We start from the raw sequence: 19639 nt of genomic DNA on the forward strand, positions 1-19639 counted from the left end.
CTGTCCCGATCTTTTGGGAATCCTATAGTTATAAATAAAAATATAGTCGGTGTAGATTAAAAAATTAAAAACACCAACTATATTAATATATTTTTAAATCTCGAAAAAGGAGATTATTTTTTCTTATGTCTGTTCGCTCTTCTTCTTTTCTTTCTTTTGTGAGTTGCAACCTTGTGTCTTTTTCTTTTCTTTCCGCTTGGCATAATTTTAAATTTTTTAGTAACTAGTTAATATTCAGTTAATTTTTATTTTACTGCAACTTTAGTTTTTACTTTCTCAACAAAAGATTTTGATGGTTTGAAAGCAGGAATATTGTGAGCAGGGATCTCAATTGCAGTGTTTTTAGAAATGTTTCTTCCTGTTTTAGCAGCCCTTGTTTTAATTATAAAAGAACCAAAACCTCTTAGATAAACGTTATCTCCATTATACATAGAAGTTCTGATCTCCTGCATAAAAGCTTCTACAACTTTCTGTGTTTCATTCTTTTCTGTTCCCAACTTATTTGAGATGGTGTTTACCAATTCTGCCTTTGTCATTTCCTTTTTTAATTTTAAATTTTAGGTGTGCAAATTTAGTTAAAAAAATTGAATACTAGCAAATTAGTGGTAAAAAAAATTTCGGTAAACGGTTGATGGTTTTATATTTACTCTCTCTATATATTACGTAATGATGTTTTTTACATGCTGGAATTGTAATATCCGTTTTCTACGCAAAAGCGGATCAGGTGAAGTTTTGTCTTTAGTCCCAGTTTTTCCGTTAACCTGTTGATGTAGGTATCAATCGTTCTCGTACTAAGATTAAGTTTCTCTCCGATTTCCTTATTACTAAAGCCTTCATAGCAAAATTTCATCAGCTGGATCTCTGTGGAAGAAAGCTCTTCCTGGCTCTTTTTTTGCCGTTCCATATACTCCATAACAGCAAGGGGTTGCTGTTCCCATTCTTTGGAATATGCTTCATAGTTGAAGGTGTCTGACGCTACCTGTCCTTTTATGATATCTCGAATGATATTACTTTTCTTTTCGCAATAATAGATATTGGGAATTTTGGAAAGTATTTCAGCCATATCTTCCTGATAGGTTCCTGAATAGGTAATAATGGGAGTTTCGGAATTGCTTTTACGGATGTATTTTATCGCTTCAATTCCGCTTAATACAGGCATAAATAGTTCAATGATAAAGACGTCTTCCTGTCTTCTGTAAATTCTGTTCACGAGTTCATGCCCGTTATTACAATCATTGAGAAGCATGTAAAACGGGTTTTCCAAAAGCGTTTTGACAAGTATTTTTTTAAAATAAAAATCGCTGTCTGCTATTGAGAATCGCACAGTATTAGTTAATATTTTACTCACGTTAATATTTAATATCGATTTGGCTTATGATAATTAAATTTAGGGGTCTAAATTAATAAAAACTTATTAAAGTTAAAATTAATCTTAATTTAAATGAAAAATGATCCGTTATATCACGGAAAAGATAGATATTGTGCAGGAAATTTTTTTTTTATACTTTCACAGACCCAAACAAACCACAAAATATGTCTTCAAATAGAGAGAAAAAATTAAATAAATCAGACGTCAGAATAGGCATTTGGAAGTTTGTTCTGTCTTTTGTTGTCCTGGCTGCTGTTTCTTTCACCAGCGTATTTTTCTTTTTTAAAAGCTATGATGCCCAAACGGAAGGGGTAAGCCGTGATGCGGAAGCCTACAGAGAATTACTGGGCCGCAGCGATATTCTTAGAGTTCAGGTGGATACTATTTTCAGCAGAATGAGCAGGCTCAACAGAGTGGAAAATGATATTTTCCTAAGAAATGATATTATAGACAATGTGAATAATGCTAAAAACATTATGGGAAAAGACAGTGCGGATAATTTTAAGCATTATGCTGTCTTAATGAAACAAATAAGTCCGATGCTGACTTTGAAAAATCGTATTGTAGAGGTTTCCAACCAGAAAAAAATCGCAATAAGAGATGTCAACGGATGCATGGGGAAAGTAGGAAGTATGGAAAAGGTACTGAAGATAGATCCTACCAGAAAGTTTACAGGAAGTCGAAGAAAAAGATAAGTTATGCAGGGACACATCACATTATCCAAAAAAGAAAAGCAATATCAATTTTTTTATTTGATTTTAATGCTTTTGGCAGCACTCATATTTTTAGGAATTATTTTCCTGAAAAGATTCAAATCGCCATTTTCTGAAGATGATATTATTGCCATTCAGAAACTTGAACAAAAAGCCAAATTTGATCAGCAACAAAAATTAACCCAGCGTTTGCAGGATAGTACTTTCATCCAGGTGAGCAGACTTACGGATGAAACCACAGAACCTTTTGTGGAAAATTCTATTCAGACAGGGATTAATGATATTAATAACAGCTTTGGTCCGGAATATATAGACATCAGAAAAGATGCTTATCCCCAGATTGCACAATTCTATAAAATGTATTTTGAGGACAAAAAGATCATCTCAAGAACTACAGAAGATATCAAACTCTTTCAAAAACAGTATCAGGATTGCCTGATCGGACTTAAAGAAACCAAAGACCGTGTCTTTCAGCGACAGAATGCATTAAAAGAAAGAACCCAGTAAACGGTAAAAACTAATACTCAATCAATCACACATCACATTATAACTATGAATTATTTTCAAAAGAACAAAAAGAACATTATTATCGGTGTTATAGCGACATTGCTGATTGCGGCTCTTGTTGCACTCTGGTTGCAGAAAAAGGTCATTCATTCTGCAGATGATATTGTAGGGGTTGTATATCCATCTACATTAAGTGTAGGGGATACATTGGTATTTGAAGATAAAACACAATTTGCCAAAAGCAAAAAATGGAACTTCGGAGACGGGACAACTTCTGAGAAAAGCAGTGGTATCCACTTTTATAACAAACCGGGATATTATCCGGTAACGCTTATTATCGATAATAAATACTCTAAGTCCTTCCCTGTACTGGTTTCTGCCAGAGCAATTCAGAAAGCAAAAGATACAGCGATGGTAAAAACAACCATAGATGCACCATTACGGGCTATGCAATTCGAGAATGTACAGTTTCGTGCGATCTCCGATGCTAAACAGTTCAGCTGGAAATTCGGGGAAAGCGGAACTACAGATTCTAAAGATAAGCTAGCAATCTACTCCTATAAAGAACCGGGAGATTATATTGTTACTTTATACACCGATGAAAGCATTGAACCGATTATACACCACATTAGAATTGATCCTTCTTATGATGCATTAAATGATCAGGATGTAAGCGTAGAAGACGCTTATGCAAAAATCGATAATGATTTTAAATATCATTTGCAGCAGATTGCCAACGGGAGTAATTTCAATTCACACTATAATTACCTTCTTCAGAAATACCTTTGTAATAATGAGAATACGGTTGTGAAGGTGAATGACAGTAAAGTAAATAACTTTTACATGTATTGCGCGGGACTTCAGTTTGATAAAAATAATGTTATTCAGACCGTTAAGGTAAATTTTGATGATACACAGAATTGTGTAACCAAAGTGGATATTAACCAAAGTAAATAATTACAACCCTGTATCGGGCACACCAAATTATAAAAGAAAATAGGATGAAAAATAAATTTCCTCTAGCAGCATATTATATCGGAGTTTCATTTTTACTGACCAGCTGTCAGGTAAAATTACCATCGAAAAGAACTCCGGAGCCAACGCAATACGGGCAAATTGATAATGCCTCAGTGATGAATGGTTATCCAAAGAAGTCCGTTCCATGGATTGCCATTTCGGATCGTTCCAGAAATACGGCTTATCTTGATAAAAATGACGAAAAATCATATAAAGAAGTAAAATTCTTAGAACCTTTAATGGTCTTAAAGCATAGAGACGGCATGGTAAAAGTAGCCGAGTATATTCCGGATGCTTTAATGAAAAAAGTTTCTTCGAAGGCTATTAAGACCTATGGATGGATTCCTGAGTCCGAGCTATTGCTTTGGAACAGCTCTTTAAAAGATGAAAAGACCGGTTATCCGGTAAGAGTTGCTGTGGTACCAAGCAATAGTGATGTTATCAGAAGTGCTGAAAGATATTATAAAAATGATTCGATCATGGTGTTCAACTCTCCAAGTCTGATCGAAAATGCGAATGTAAAGATACCTAACGGTCAAATTGTATATGTTTACAAACAAGCTGAGAATAACAAAAGATTTTTAGTGGGTAAAAAACCGAATATTGACATCGATAGTATCAGTACAGGATTGTATGGCTGGGTAAGTTCCAATGTGATTTCAGCATGGGGGGAACGTTCTGCAGTAAAAATGAAGAATACAACCGGTGTTACAGAAACGGCTTTAGGGTTACATGAAGGAGCGCCGGGAGGTAGTGATGCCGCAAGCAGGACTGCAATTCTTCTTACGGATGTTAATAAGAGAACGCCACTTGAAAATATTTACCCTGTTAAGCTTGCATTAAAAGAAGCACCAACTCCGGATTCTAAAACCAAATATTTTACCAATATCCTGGACTACAGTAAGAATTATGTCTTAAATGTATTGGGAGAACCTATTTATTTTGATCGTTATCGTGAGATCACGGAAAGAAATAAAAACATCAACATTGTTTTTGCTTTAGATATCAGTGCACCTAATGCACTCTATGCTCCGATTGTAAAGTCCCTGTTACAGGACCTGCAGTTAAGATTTGAAAAGCCTTCTTATTTCAATTCTGTAAAATATGGAGTGGTTCTCTATAAAAACAATTCTTGCGGAGATAATGTAGCTGTTTCCAGCTTAAATACTGATTACAGTAAAATAATCTCTTTCATAGAAGATAAGATTAATGAGATGAATTGTCCTACCAACAGTGGATATCAACCCGTAAGTGAAGGTTTAACGGCGGCAGGAAATCTTCTTTCAACGGTTCCTGATGAAACGAACCTTGTAATTACAGTGGGGACATCTGCCAACCAGAGCGGGAATATGTATGGAGTAATCAATTCTCTTACGCAAGCACAGGCAAGGCTGATCATGTTCCAGACGAGCTCTAGATCATCTGATACGTATAATGACTTCGTTTTGCTGGGGCAGAATGTTGTTTCCAATACGGCAAAAAATATTGCTGAGCTGAAAAAGCAAAAAATCATTAACCAGAATGATGTTTTAACTAAGAATAACTTTAACCTTGTGGAAGGAGATGAAGGCTTCTTCTCTTTAGACTATCCAAAGCAAAGTATGTCTCAGGGATTTGTAATATTCCCTAAAAAAGGAGATGTAACGACACCGGGCTATCTGAAAAAATCAGTTGATAGTTTAATTTCACAGGTAACCATGGATAATATGTCGATCGATAATTCCCTGAATGCTTATTTCCATTCCTCAGTAGGAGCAGGAAGAACAGATGTGGATTTGAAATATAAATATCTGTATCCGGGACTTACCAATCGCGTTCCGGCGGGAATTGCCGCTCAGCTGATCAATTACGGAAGTCCGTTCCTGGTAAAAGGGTATATTCCAAAAGATCTTAAAGATTATAAACCAGGTCTTGAAAAAGGAATTCTGATCTCTGAAACAGAATATGATAACCTAAAAGCTTTCTACAGGGAAGTATATGAGAAAACTGGTCCGGCAAGAGCAGACTTCAACCAGTCAAAAGCAATTAAAGAATATGTTCGTCTTGTTAAAAAATATAATCCGACAGCAAAATTCTTAGATAAAGGTGATCTTTATGAGCAGCCTATGTCTTATGCGGTGGGATTGACGACAGGTTTCGATTTGTCTGAAGAGGAACTAATGTCAAAATATAAGCTTAAGGGCTGGAGAAAATCTAAGATCGTTCTAAATGAAACAGTAAGAAAATATTTCCTTAACTACAAAGAATTGGGAGAAAGATTGCTTACTCACAGAAATAATCCGGCGGTGAAAATCCAGCAAAACGGACAGACTTTCTATTGGCTAAATGAATATTTTATGCCGACCATGCTTCCGGTAGAGGAACCAGAGTATACAAAACATTAAAATCAATTATAGGGCGGAATTATTTCCGCCTTTTTTGTATTTACACATATTGAAATCCTGAAGAAATATCTCCGGATTATCAATTCCGGATTATTGCAAAAGAATCATTGCCAGGGAGTTCTAAAATGTTGCTACATCGATGATCGTAGAACTACTACAAATTTGTAAAAATCCATTTGAAAACTTTTATAAAAGCAGCAGGGGTACTATATTTGTTGTACATTCATTGAGTTACAATATACAATTAACGATTAAAAATTTACAATCATGGCAGCAAATTCTAGAGGGATTTTAAAATTCAACGGAGGCGAGGGTCAAAAACTATTAAAACTTAACTATAGCGTTTCCAGATCTACAGATGTATCGGGAAGGGTAGCATCAGATCCTTCAAATGCACTTATAAAACTTACAGTAGAGGCAACGGAAAAATCTGATATTCTGGAAAGCTTACTTAATGGAAAATATAAGCCGACCACCGGAGAAGTTACATTTAACAAATCTCATGAAGAAGGTACTTTAATTACTTTAAAGTGGGAAAACGGATATGTTATTCAGCATGAAGTAGATTTCGATGCAGTAGATGAAAACAGTATGCTGATCAGCTTTATCGTAAGCGCTGAGACCATTCATTATGGTCAGGGTATTTATGAAGGTCTATGGCCATCAAGCTAATTAAAAAAGGCACATTTAATCCACATTCATAGAAAAAGACTGTCCATAAAAAGACAGTCTTTTTTGCCTGAGATAATTTAGATACCCACAGAAAAGACAATCTGAAATCTTTATCAGGGAATACTTTGCCTAAAAGAAATCCTGATTGGATATTTTTTTTTACCTTTAAGCCTCACCACAATCGCAAAAATATGCTACCGATACCTGAACATACCTACGGAATTTCTTTCCGTTTATCACAGAAACCCGGCAGATTCATTAAGGATCTGCAGATGTGTACTTTACCAATAAGACCCTATTCTGATCATATTACTGCTGATGAGGCTCATGATATTTTAATGTAAGAACATTCCTGCTGATGAACTGTACAGGCAGACGTGAAACTATTTGCATACAACAACACAAAACATATTAATAAGAACATTATCAATGGGAGTACTAGTAACCAACGAAACCGTAAAACAGCTTTTTCATATTGCACAATCCATTGCAAGAGAAAATTATAATGCCACATATGGAGCTCCACATCTTTTACAGGCTTTGATGCACAAAGATATAGGACTTAATGAATTTCTGAAAAATATTGATAAAGACCCTGGATACTTTTACGAATGGGCCGATGTTCGCATAGAAGATTATCCTAAAACAACCCATCTTCCTGATGATGTGGGACAAGATGAATACGTAGATAAAATTACCGAAGAGGCAGATGACATCAGGCTGAAACTTGGACTTGATGAGATCACTCCTATTTGTATACTTACTGCTATTGTAAAGCCTCAGGTTGCATTTACATTGCAGCAGTTGAAATCCCTTCCCTTAAGAGAGCATGAGATATTCGCCCTATACAGGAAGGATATGCCTTACGGCACAGCGGAAGATGGTGAATTTTCGTCTCTTTTTTCCAATACTTCGGATTTTACGGACGCCTCATTTCCTTCGATCAAAAACTATTGTGTAGACAGAACAGCACAGGCGAGACAAGGGACATTGGAAAATATTATCGGACGGGACAAAGAATTGAGGATGCTAGTAGAGATCCTTTGCCGAAGAAGTAAACCTAATGTGATTATCATTGGTGAGCCCGGAGTTGGTAAAACAGCTTTAGTAGAAGGCTTTGCTACTGAAATTATCAAGGGAAATGTTCCGGAAATGCTAAAAAATGCCACTTTATTGGAGTTGGACACAGGAGCACTGCTGGCAGGAACATCCTATAAAGGTGAAATTGAAGATCGCCTTAAGAAAGTAATTAATGAATGTAAAAAGATTGAAAAAGCTATTTTATTCATTGATGAAATTCATACACTTTTAGATCCAAAGGGGAGCATCGGAAATGTTGCCAATTTACTGAAGCCTGAATTAGCAAGAGGCGAGATCACGGTTATCGGAGCTACCACTCAGGAGGAATACCGGAAGATCATCGAACCTGAACAGGCGTTTAACAGACGCTTTGAGGTATTGACGGTAAATGAACCGGATGAGAAAACCTGTGTGAAAATGATCGATGTTCTTCTTGAAGGTTACAAAAAACACCATAATATTGAGGTTGAAAAAACAGCCCTTCCGGAATGTGTACGTTTAGCGAAGCGCTATGCAAAAGGTAAAAAACTTCCTGATGCGGCGATTGATCTGCTGGACAGGACTATGGCTGCCATCAAAATGCTTGATGAACTTTCCGAAAAAGAGCTGGAAAGCTGGAAAGAAAGTTATGAAGAAATTCTAAAAGAAGAATATCCTGATGCTAAGGATCAGGCAGATGAGCTGATATGGACTTATAATTTGTTAAGGGATAAGATCAGCCCTATTTTGTGGGGATCGTTGAGTGAGCAACCTGCGATCGATAACTCAATGCCTGTAGACCAGATTAAAAAGATCATCGATGATACCTATACTGAGCTTCTTCAGCATGCTTCCATAAAAAGAGAAAAAGTTGACCGTCTGGAACTGGCCGCAGTGATGGCTGCAAAAACAAATATTCCGATAGGTAAGATTCAGGCACAGGAAAAAGAGAAACTTCTTAATATGGAATCTCTTCTTATGAACCGTGTAGTCGGGCAGGATCATGCCTTAAAGATCCTTTCTGATGCTATCGTTGAAAACAGAAGCGGACTGAACAAGCCAGGTCAGCCAATAGGATCATTCTTCTTACTGGGACCTACAGGAACAGGAAAAACAGAGCTGGCCAAATCAATGGCTGAACTTCTTTTTAATGATGAGAAAGCGATGGTGCGTTTCGATATGTCTGAATTTAAAGAAGAACATTCCGCAGCCCTGCTTTATGGAGCTCCTCCGGGATATGTAGGATATGAAGAAGGAGGAATGCTGGTTAATAAAATAAGACAGCAACCGTATACAGTGGTTTTATTTGATGAAATTGAAAAAGCCCACCATTCAGTTTTTGATGTATTCCTTCAGATTATGGATGAGGGTAAAGTGCATGATAAACTCGGAAAGGAAGGAGATTTCAGTAACGCCCTTATATTATTTACTTCCAACATCGGAAGTGAAGAAATTGTAAAGCAATTTGAAGAAGGTAAGGTTCCTGAATCCTCTTCATTAATGCAGATCATGTCGAACTCCGGAAGATTCAGACCGGAATTTTTGGCAAGGATTACGGAGATCATTCCTTTTGCACCAATTACCGAATCTATTGCAGAAAGGATCTTTAATATTCAGCTGAAATCACTCCATACTTCACTAACCAGACTGGGTATGACGCTTACAATAAGTGACGAGGCTGTAAAAAATCTTGCACTTGGAGGCTTTAGCAGTAAATATGGAGCAAGGCAGATCTCAGGTGTTATCCGTGCACAGCTGGCCAGACCTATTTCCAAAATGATCGTTCGTGAAGAAGTAAAATCCGGGCAGACAATCCATGTAGGCTGGAATGCTGAAGAGGACAAACTGACATGGAGTGTGGCGTAGTGTTAAGATAAATCCATTTTAAAATGTTTTTATTTTTAATTTAAAATAGTTATTAGTACAATGAAATTTAATTTCAAACATATTGTAACCGGAATGTTGTTGCTGATTTCTTCTCATTTTGTAAATGGGCAGTTTCTTTCAGCTTCTGATACTTCCGAAAACAGTGTGAGAAGATATAAAAGTATCATCAGTTCGAACAAAGAGATTGTAGAATTTATAGAGTATTCACTTTCTCAAAAAGGGTTACCAAGGCATCTTAGAAATTTAGCCCTGATTGAATCCGGTTTTGACCGGAAACAAATTTCCGGTGCCGGTGCGGTAGGTGTATGGCAGTTTATGACGGCACATGCCAATCAATACGGTCTTTCTGAGCAAAGCCGTTCGGATTTATACAGAAGTACCAAAACAGCGGTGATTTCCCTGGGGAAGCTATACAAAAAATACAACAACTGGGTAACTGTAGTTGCAGCTTATAACTGTGGCGAGGGTAATATTTCAAGAGCAATGGATGCTGCGGGATCTTCGCAATATCATATTTTTAGTAAATATCTTCCCGGAGAAACAATAAACCATGTTAAAAAATATTTAAATGCCTGCTATGCCACAGGTGAATTGCAAAGCGTTCTGAATGATTATAACAATTCACGCATGAATATGATATTTGAAAACAGAACAGGCCAATATACCGCACCTAATTTAGCTGAAACAGATATCAATGCCGGGTTTGACTTAAGTATTATAGCCGAAGAACTGGACGTAGATGTAGATAAAATACTTACCTGGAATCCGGGAATCATGGATGAGCTCAAGCAAAGCGGCGAAAGCATATTCTATCTGCCGGTAGATCTCATGCCTGATTTTCTTTTAAAAAAGAATAAAATACTGAGCCGCTCTGTCAGGAAGAAATAAAGTAATGATTAAGGTTTAATAATAATGTTTAACGATCCAAATGCAGTTTATATGAAAACAAAATCACCCAACATATCCCAAAATCCTTCTTTTCGTCCTTCACAAAATGCTGATCGCGTTTCGGAGAGCCATCATACGGGGATCAACCGTCTCGTAAAATTGTCTCTTGTGATCGAAGGAAATGTGATCAGATACTATAAGCATTTCACTTTGAAGCAAAGTGCACAACGTCACCACGAGTTTACGCTTACTTTAGCGCACGATGCACTTGGAGGAAGACAAACACATACTTTGGAAGAAGCCAATAAATTTTTGGGTAAGCGTCTTACAACTGTGATTTCTTACAAAGACATAGAAAACAGTCCCGAAAGAACGTTTGTAGGAGTAATTACAGGAGTGGGATTCAGCCAGGAGCAAATGAGCCTTGGGAACATTGTTTTAACAGGATATAGCCCTACCATCCTTTTGGACGGTGCTCCGCATATTCAGAGTTTTGGAGGTGACCAGGCCGTTAATATGGGGATTATTGCAGAGGAAGTGATTAAACAGGGCATCGATAAAAGCCGGTTTGATATCAGGATAGATACTAATGATTATTCCCAGATTGTTTATAGCAGTCAGTATGATGAAACCCATTATAACTATCTGGCGAGAATGGCGGAAGCTTACGGTGAACAATTTTTCTATGATGGAGAAGTCTTGCATTTTGGAAAGCTTCCTGCTCAAAATAAACCGATCAAACTTACCTACGGGAGTAATGCCAATGATGTAAAAGTAGAACTGAAAGCAGTTCATACAAAGCCTCAGTTTTATGGATACAACAGCAGTAGAAATGAAAAGCTTACTTCCGGTGAAACACCGATCCAGCATGTAAGTGATCTTGCCAAAACAGCGTATGCCCATAATGATAAAATCTTCAAAACACCGGCTCTGCAGGTAGCACCTGTAAAAGCGTCAACACACCTTGATGTGGAATATTCCCAGAAAAGTGCTGCGGGGAGTGAAGCGGTAAGTGTTTTTTCCATTTCCGGAAAAACTACGGTGCCTTTTTTACATCCGGGATGTATTGTAGATGTGCAGATGCGTAAGCCTGATACCAATGAAAGTGATTATTTCACCAGGATTATGGTCACCGAAACCACCCATGAAATCGATACAATCGGTCATTATCAGGGAAGCTTTGAAGGCATTGCATCGGACACCGGATTTTTACCAAAACCGGATTTTAAAATTCCGAAAGCAGAACCACAGATTGCCACTGTAATTTCCAATGCCGATCCTGAAAACCAGGGACGGGTACAGGTAAGATTTGACTGGCAGACTAATGATATTACCCATTTTATCCGCGTAATGACTCCTGATGCAGGGGGAACGGATCAGATTACTCAAAACAGAGGCTACGTAGCCGTACCGGAAGTAGGAGACCAGGTGATGGTCAATTTTGTTCACAGCCATCCTGACCGCCCGTTTGTAATGGGGGGAATGTTTCATGGTGGTGTAGGTTTAGGAGGAGGAGTAGATAACCGTGTAAAATCCATTCAGACAAGAAGTGGGCACCGTATTATTTTTACAGAAGATGAAAGCATCATTATTACGGATAAATCGGGAAATAAGATCCATTTGGACACCACCGGAAGTAACATCACAATCACAGCTCCTGAAACCATGACATTGAACTGCCGGAATATGAATATTAATGTTGGAGAAAATATGAATACCTATGTCGGGATGAACAAAATGGATAAAATAATGCTCAATAATACGGAAAGCGTAGGGTCTATGAAATATGTGACTACCGGAGCGGATTTTACAACCAATGTCATTGGAAAAATGAGCCATTATGTGAAAGGAGACATGGAGGTATACGGAGAAAAAGAACACAAGCTGACCAGCTTAAAAGGAGTTGAGGTCAATAGTGAAGGAAAAGTAGAACATCACGCTGAAAAAGAAGTTCAAAACAATAGTGGTGAGAAATCTAAAAATCACTAGTCATGAGCATCGAGTATTTTGTAGAAGGTAAGACGACTACGAGAACCGGAGGGAATTATTTAACCTACGCCAAGGAAGGCATAGAGCATAACAGTTCGGTTTCGGTAGAGCAGAAAGGCAAGGATTCCGGGGTAAGCTATGGACAGGCACAAAAAGTAAACCCCAATGATAAGCCCGTAAATTCGATTGATATCAGCTTGAATCTTTTTTTTGACGGAACCCAGAATAATAAAACCAATACCATGCTGGGTGGAGGTTTTAAGGAAGCCAGCAGCGATAAGGATGATAGCTACAACAATGAATTTACGAACGTAGCGAAAGGATATGACGCTATAGATCCCAATGCGGATAACCAGGTGTCGTGGTACATTGAGGGGATCGGAACAGAAGATAAAGAAAGCGATAGTATCCTGAAAGGAGTTGCACAAGGTACCGGAAGCACAGGAGTAGTCGCCAAGGTGGCTAAAGGATGTTTAAAGGGAGCACAGGCGATTGTAGATAAATTAAAAAATAACATTAGGCCGATCAATATTCTAACTGTAAATGTGTTCGGGTTTAGCCGCGGAGCAGCGGCGGCAAGACATTTTGTACATGTAGCCAACTCAAAAGCTTATGTCTCTTATTCTAACTTTGGAAAAGTCCTGCAGGTTTTTCCACCTGAAGACATCAAAGACGGATATCTGACCATCAGTGATAAAGATGGATCCAAAGATGCATTTATAAATCAACATGGTTATTTTGGAGCTTGTCTCCTGGCGCAGGGACTGGAGGTTAAAGAGATCAGATTCAGATTTGCCGGGCTATATGATACGGTAGCGTCCTATGGACTTAATCACAGAGGGGGCTTTGGTATTGATAATGATACCAAACAGCTGGGGCTGGATACCATTGGAAGAGGGAAAGTACAGTTTGCCCTGCAGTTGGCTTCTGATGATGAATACAGGGATAATTTTGACCTTACTAACATCAATAGTACAGGATTGTATGGTCTGGAATTTACCCTTCCGGGAGTTCACTCCGATATTGGAGGGTCCTACGGCATTGGAGAGGAAATTTCCGTGTTGTATTGTGATCCTTATGATCCTTATCAGAATGTAGAAACGCATAAAGAGTGTGAAGCATTTAAAAAAATTGTTGTAGAAGAAGGCTGGTATCATGAAGACCAATTGAAAATTAAATATTTTTACCAAAAAGACGTCAATTATGACCGGTGGTGGAATAAAGGAGCACAATATTATGGTTTGGTAGGAACAAGGAAGCTTTCCAATATGTATGATAAAATTCCCTTAAACCAAATGTTTCATTATTCCAGAAATAATGATATTAAGTATCTGGAAGATGTCATCGAAAAAAATCATAAAATAAATGACAGCTTTATGAAGAAGATCTATTCGCAGTTATCCACATATATGAATGCATGCAATGATCTCCGGAATAAATATATAGAAGCATATAATTCAGGGGATACCTCTTCCTCTTCCCGTTATATAAAGGATATTAAAGCTATTTCCTATTTAGGGCATATCGATAAAGAAGATCTGAAAATACTTAGAAATCAGTACCTTCATTGGTCTGCTAAGACCAATCAGATTGGGTTAGATACAAGACCTAATGATAATGCTCCTAAGGAAAGAGGCGCATTGGAAGCGAAATACAGAAAAAGGAATATACAGGATGGATAAGCTGAAAAGATTGATCTATTTATTTTTAGTACTCATTTTTAATTATAATTATGGTCAGAAAACGCCAGACATAACCGGACAATATTATTTTGGAGAAAAGCAGATTTATCTGTATATTTTTCCTGATAACCGGTTTGTTGCGATAGGAGCGTCCACGGTTGCTATTGGAAGAGCGTCAATACAAAATAATGCTTTGGTTTTTAATCCTATCCACCCAAAATCAGAATACCTCTTATATAGTAGGAAAACTCCTGGTGAAAACCGATTGATTATTACCGATCAGCAGATCATCCGGAACAAGATATACATGAGTACAGAATCAGATATTCTGCGTCCTGTCCGCCTTACCGAAGATTGCGGACAAACTGGTTACTTCATTCCATTTCAAAATAAAGTACAGGATCTGACCGTAAAAAATAACGCTGATGTTGTAAATGTATTTCCGCTGGACAATATGAGCAACGATCTGTTGTTATTCTTTCTTGAAAAAGAACAGGATATTTCTGAACTTAATGGCATCATTACGATTAAGGAGGGACACATTAAAGATAGTAACCTCGTGCGCCGCTCACCGCTTAAGTTGGGAAACACCACTGATATTGAAGAAGAAAAACCGGAAAATATACTGGCGAAATTCGACAAAATATATTCAATTTTCGATCAGGATAAGATATATTTGAATGAAGATTATCATATTGTTCAGGATAAAATAGATCTGGGAACTTATTCTTTTAACAAAAATAAAAATCAATACGAAAAAAAGAATAGTACAAACGATCAGCATCTCAGGATCATTTATCCATATGTTAAAATAAAACAGAAGCCGGCTAAAGAACTGAAATACAGAGATGATCCCCAAAACTTCCTTGTCGCAAAATGTTTGAAGGATCCGGCACTGATAAGGGAAGAAAGCAATGATTCTGATCCCCCGCTTCCTGTACAACCCGCTTCTCAAAAATAATGAAATTGATATGAGATTTATTAAGATATTGTTTTTATTGGCAATTTTTGCCCAAAATATAAGCTGTCAGAAAATGAAAGAAAAAGAAATACCCCAGTTTCAGGTAGAAATATGTGCTCCAGCCAATCCATATAGAATAGAGTTCGTTGATGATAAGATCATAACCCTCGAAGGCATTCCTGCCAGCTTGCCTTATGGCGGAACATCAGGTGAATGGGGGACATCCGGAAAAGGATGGACCGAGCAGCATGGAACTCCGATTGGAGCTGATATTACTTACTATGCAGGGTATGAAGATACTTTTTACCATCTGAAAGCGGACTTTCCGGAAGATAAAATTAAAGACTATATGGAACGGGCTTATGCACAAAGTGAAGCTCCTCTTTACACCGAAGAACTTCAGGAATATAAAAACCTGGGACGAAATGAAACTTTTGGAAGTGCACAAAATCCTTACAATAGCTTTTCAACTTTGGTTTTTGGTTTTGCTCCCAAGGGAATGGTAGTTGTATGGCTTCGTTTTCGTGCTGTTCAAATAGAATTAGGCAGGTTTCAGGCCGATGTAGTAAAAAATGATAAAGAGCTTGAGAAAAAGCTGTTTGCGAAATGGAGCATGACCAGAGAAGAGGTTAAAAAAAGGGATTTTAATCCTGATGCATCACCCGTTACATGGGATAATTATAGAACAAAGTATTCCTGGAAACCTTTGATTACCTCCCAGAATAAAGGACTCCGCTTATTTGATATGAACCTGGATTTTTACAATGGTGAAACAGAAGTGATGCTTCGTCCATGGATTAATAACATTCAGATCAAAGAAAGGGCAATACCTAAAGAATTGAACTTTACCTGGGAAACAGGAAAAGGACAACAATACCTGGGGCGTGCTTTTTTTAGTTGGGAAAAAGCAAATGAAGCCTTCAGGAAAACAGGAAGCAAGGGAAATCTTGAACTAACAATAGCTCCTGATAACAGCGGATTTCAGATCTCTCTGAATGGGGAGCCTTTTCCGGCTGATAGCATAAGGATTTTCAAGACTGAAAAAGAGTTTCACGATTCTTATAAATAATCAATAGAGAAATAAAAGAAGGTTTTTCTTTTTGAACAAGGACATGATTTTAATCAATGTTACCTATTCTTATTTTTACTTAGTATAAATAAAACTTACATTTGCGGCTGAAAAATTGACTAAATGAAACGTGCCGTTATTGTTGCCTTTTTTTTCGGGGGCTTGGGTTGGGCTTTTGCCCAAAATTCAGGATCTATCTCCGGGACTCTCAAACAGTATAATGGAGATAATCTCTCCGAAGCGACCATAGAGCTGATAGAGACTCATAAGCATACCCTAACTGATCAGAATGGTAACTTCAGTTTTAATGAATTGCCGGAAGGAGATTACCACCTTAAAATACAGGTTATTGGCTCCAATGAGAAAATTGTAGGAGTACATGTAAAGCAGAATGAACCAGCAGTGGTCAATTACCAGCTGGAGAAAGAAAATATTTCCGTTATTCAGGAAATTACTTTATCTACGGTCACCAATAAGTTTTCTAAAAAGGAAAGTCCTTATGTTTCCAAGCTTCCCTTGAAAAATATCGAAACCCCGCAGGTTTACCTCAGTGTTCCAAAAGAGTTGATTCAGGAACAGATTGCAGTTAATCTGGGAAGTATCTCAAAAAATATTCCGGGTTCCGGAATTCCCATGCTTGCCAATCAGGGACGTGTTACATTCCTTTCCCGTGGATTTACCACGGAGCCTATGGTAAGAAACGGGATCTCAGGTTTTGCCTACACTACCATTGATCCGGCAAACCTTGAAAAAATTGAAGCTATTAAAGGACCTTCGGCAACCTTATTTGGCTCAAATCTGTCGACATATGGAGGTTTATTTAACAGGGTAACCAAAAAGCCGTATAATGGTTTCGGAGGAGAAGTGTCCTATACGGCAGGAAGCTGGAACTACAACAGGTTTACTGCAGATATTAATACACCAGTGAATAAGGATAAGACCATTCTTTTCCGGTTAAATGGTGCGGCCACGTACCAGAAAAGCTTTCAGGATCTTGGATTTAGTAATGCGATCTCAATGGCACCCTCTATTTCCTATCAGATCAATGACAGGCTTTCTCTTTTATTTGACATCGAATATGGTCACGAGAAGGCTACCTCTGTTGTGAGGTTTAATCCTTACCTGAAAAGCAATAAAGTACAATCTATTGCTGATATGGGATTTCCTTATAACCGGTTATTTGGAAGCAATGATATTGCTTATGAAACAGAAATGATGAATATTTTTGCACAAATGAACTATAAGATTTCTGATCACTGGACATCTCAAACCGTTTTCTCACGGGCAAGATCGACCATAGACGGATACATTACTGCCATCAATGGGACTTCTGATACAAAAGCAAGCTTACAGGTGATGAAGGGAAATACCAATTTCATTGCGACCAATATTCAACAAAATTTTATTGGGGACTTTCAGATTTCAGGACATAGAAACAGATTGATCATTGGGCTGGATTATTACAACAATGCGAATAGTTTCGACAGGGTAACGGTGACAGGTGCTCCATTTGATTTTACTAGCAATACGACCTATTCAGCCAATCAATCTACGATAGATAATCTTGCTAGTTCAGGAACCCCAAGGATCGAAAAAAATGGAGACAACAGCTATGCTATTTATGCATCCGATGTCTTCAATATTACCGACAGATTTCTGGCTATGGTAAGTCTGAGGGCAGACCGATATCAAAATCTTGGAGTTACCGATATTGCTAAAAATGTAAACTCAGGTGATTACTGGCAGACTAATTTTTCCCCAAAATTCGGTTTGGTTTACCAGGTGGTAAAAGACAAAGTATCCATTTTCGGAAACTATATGAATGGATTTACCAATAAAGGAGGATCAGATATCAACGGAAACACTTTCAAACCGGAACAGGCAAACCAGAAAGAAATAGGAATAAAGGGAGACCTTTTTGGACATAAGCTGGTAGGAACAGTGAGCTATTATGATATTGATGTAAAAAATATGGTGCGACCTGATCCTGTTAATAATCTGTATTCTTTACAAGACGGAGGGCAGAGAAGTAAAGGAGTAGAGGTAGAATTTACTGCAAACCCTTTTCGTGGATTCAATATTATTGCTGGATATGCCTATAATGACAGTAAAATGACCAAAGCAGAAGAAAAAATCAATGGGTTGCGTCCTGCTTTATCCGGACCATCCAATCTTTACAATTTATGGATGAGCTATCAAATCATGGCGGGAGAATTAAAAGGACTCGGAGTGGGTTTTGGAGGAAATAAAGGAAATCATTCTTTCCAGACCAATACGACAACAGCTAAAGTTATTATCCCGGCATATACTACTTTAGATGCTACAGTCTTTTATGATCATAAAAATTTCAGAGCAGGAATAAAAGTGAATAACCTGACCAATGAAAAAACATGGTCGGTAAGATTAACTCCACAAAATCCGACCCAGGTCCTCGGGAGTATTGCATATAAATTTTAAATTTAAGCTGTGATTTTCACAGCTTTTTTTGAATCTAATCTTATGTTAACACCTTCTAAATTTTATTAATTTTTTGTTAATATCTCTCGGCTGGGTGTTAAAAATAATTAGATATATTGACTGAATTTTAATTATAATTAGTTGATTATAAGTGTTTTAATGTGTTGTTTATTTCTATTGTCGTAGAATTACTACACCAAATCGTAGAATTACTACAAAAACTCAGATAGGTGATCAAAAAGTTTCAGATTAAGAATAAGCAATCTATATTTGCTATACAATTGAACACCACATCACAAAATATTAACGATTAAAATTTACAAATCATGGCAGCAAATTCAAGAGGAATCTTAAAATTCAACGGAGGCGAAGGTCAGAAATTATTAAAGCTTAATTACAGCGTATCAAGATCTACAGACGTTTCAGGACGTGTAGCTTCTGACCCTTCCAACGCAATCATCAAATTAACGATCGAAGCTACAGAAAAATCTGACATCTTAGAAAGCTTACTTAACGGGAAATACAAGCCTACAACAGGTGAAGTTACTTTCAATAAATCTCACGAAGAAGGAACATTAATTACTTTGACATGGGAGAACGGATATGTTATTCAGCACGAAGTAGACTTTGATGCTGTGGATGACAACAGTATGCTGATCAGCTTCATCGTAAGTGCAGAAAAAATCCATTATGGTAACGGTATCTATGAAGGTATCTGGCCAGGTGGAAGCAGCAATTAATTAAACCATCCTAGTAAAAATAAAATTGGTACAGAATAGTTTACTCACCAGAGTTGACTATTCTGTTTTTTCGTTTTGAGATCCGTAACTCTATAAAAATATCATATATATCTATTAATTAGGTGTTTATGATTTTTGGTTTAGAGGGAATATAGAAAATTATCTGATCATAAGATGATTTTATTTCACAACATCAGCTAATCAATTCAAATAGTAAGATTATGTTTAAGGATGGTCAATCGCCG

16 protein-coding genes are annotated in these 19639 nt (G+C 37.3%); 14 read left to right on the forward strand and 2 right to left on the reverse strand.

Translation table 11 applies throughout. The features are described from left to right. Positions 1-245 precede the first annotated feature (245 nt). Together G9C87_RS18980 and G9C87_RS20965 are read right to left on the reverse strand one after the other, a co-directional pair. A complete protein-coding gene (locus G9C87_RS18980) occupies positions 246-536 on the reverse strand; it encodes an HU family DNA-binding protein (RefSeq protein WP_002984212.1) in 291 nt (96 codons plus the stop codon). A 140-nt stretch (positions 537-676) separates the two neighbouring features. Then, positions 677-1348: a response regulator transcription factor gene (locus tag G9C87_RS20965; RefSeq protein ID WP_172284077.1), complete on the reverse strand. Its 672-nt coding sequence runs from the start codon at positions 1346-1348 to the stop codon at positions 677-679. Positions 1349-1533: 185 nt separating this feature from the next. Between G9C87_RS20965 and tssO (G9C87_RS18990) the strand changes: the two genes are divergently transcribed. The 14 genes from tssO (G9C87_RS18990) (at position 1534) to tssD (G9C87_RS19055) (ending at position 19394) form a co-directional block, all read left to right on the forward strand. Next, positions 1534-2064 carry a type VI secretion system TssO gene (gene tssO / locus G9C87_RS18990; protein WP_172284079.1) on the forward strand — a complete coding sequence of 177 codons (531 nt, stop codon included), beginning with the start codon at positions 1534-1536 and terminating at the stop codon, positions 2062-2064. 3 nt (positions 2065-2067) lie between these two features. Continuing rightward, positions 2068-2589 carry a type VI secretion system TssO gene (gene tssO / locus G9C87_RS18995; protein WP_172284081.1) on the forward strand — a complete coding sequence of 174 codons (522 nt, stop codon included), beginning with the start codon at positions 2068-2070 and terminating at the stop codon, positions 2587-2589. Positions 2590-2634: 45 nt separating this feature from the next. Next, complete coding sequence (locus G9C87_RS19000; protein ID WP_172284082.1) at positions 2635-3546, forward strand: PKD domain-containing protein; 912 nt, start codon at positions 2635-2637, stop codon at positions 3544-3546. A gap of 44 nt (positions 3547-3590) precedes the next feature. Next, on the forward strand, positions 3591-5990 hold the full coding sequence (gene tssR / locus G9C87_RS19005) for a type VI secretion system protein TssR (protein WP_172284084.1): 2400 nt from the start codon (positions 3591-3593) through the stop codon (positions 5988-5990). A 267-nt stretch (positions 5991-6257) separates the two neighbouring features. After that, complete coding sequence (gene tssD / locus G9C87_RS19010; protein WP_172284086.1) at positions 6258-6662, forward strand: type VI secretion system tube protein TssD; 405 nt, start codon at positions 6258-6260, stop codon at positions 6660-6662. 191 nt (positions 6663-6853) lie between these two features. Next, positions 6854-7006 carry a hypothetical protein gene (locus G9C87_RS19015; RefSeq protein ID WP_172284088.1) on the forward strand — a complete coding sequence of 51 codons (153 nt, stop codon included), beginning with the start codon at positions 6854-6856 and terminating at the stop codon, positions 7004-7006. 85 nt (positions 7007-7091) lie between these two features. Continuing rightward, the gene (locus tag G9C87_RS19020; RefSeq protein ID WP_172284090.1) at positions 7092-9587 is read left to right on the forward strand and encodes an ATP-dependent Clp protease ATP-binding subunit; all 2496 of its coding nucleotides are present in this window, start codon (positions 7092-7094) and stop codon (positions 9585-9587) included. A 60-nt stretch (positions 9588-9647) separates the two neighbouring features. Further along, positions 9648-10496: a lytic transglycosylase domain-containing protein gene (locus G9C87_RS19025; RefSeq protein ID WP_172284092.1), complete on the forward strand. Its 849-nt coding sequence runs from the start codon at positions 9648-9650 to the stop codon at positions 10494-10496. A 51-nt stretch (positions 10497-10547) separates the two neighbouring features. After that, positions 10548-12485 (forward strand): type VI secretion system Vgr family protein, encoded by a 1938-nt coding sequence (locus G9C87_RS19030; RefSeq protein ID WP_172284093.1) that lies wholly within the window; start codon positions 10548-10550, stop codon positions 12483-12485. A gap of 2 nt (positions 12486-12487) precedes the next feature. After that, on the forward strand, positions 12488-14167 hold the full coding sequence (locus G9C87_RS19035) for a T6SS phospholipase effector Tle1-like catalytic domain-containing protein (RefSeq protein WP_172284095.1): 1680 nt from the start codon (positions 12488-12490) through the stop codon (positions 14165-14167). Next, positions 14160-15128, forward strand: coding sequence for a hypothetical protein (locus G9C87_RS19040; RefSeq protein WP_172284097.1), 969 nt, complete (start codon positions 14160-14162; stop codon positions 15126-15128). The genes G9C87_RS19035 and G9C87_RS19040 overlap by 8 nt, the downstream gene beginning before the upstream one ends. 73 nt (positions 15129-15201) lie before the next feature. Beyond that, the gene (locus G9C87_RS19045) at positions 15202-16197 is read left to right on the forward strand and encodes a DUF2931 family protein (RefSeq protein WP_228457051.1); all 996 of its coding nucleotides are present in this window, start codon (positions 15202-15204) and stop codon (positions 16195-16197) included. A gap of 123 nt (positions 16198-16320) precedes the next feature. After that, a complete protein-coding gene (locus G9C87_RS19050; protein ID WP_172284099.1) occupies positions 16321-18654 on the forward strand; it encodes a TonB-dependent receptor in 2334 nt (777 codons plus the stop codon). 326 nt (positions 18655-18980) lie between these two features. Next, positions 18981-19394, forward strand: a complete 414-nt coding sequence (tssD, locus tag G9C87_RS19055) for a type VI secretion system tube protein TssD (protein WP_172284101.1) — start codon at positions 18981-18983, stop codon at positions 19392-19394. Positions 19395-19639 lie beyond the last annotated feature (245 nt).

This window comes from Chryseobacterium sp. LAM-KRS1 (assembly GCF_013184525.1).
GTDB classification, from domain to species: domain Bacteria; phylum Bacteroidota; class Bacteroidia; order Flavobacteriales; family Weeksellaceae; genus Chryseobacterium; species Chryseobacterium proteolyticum.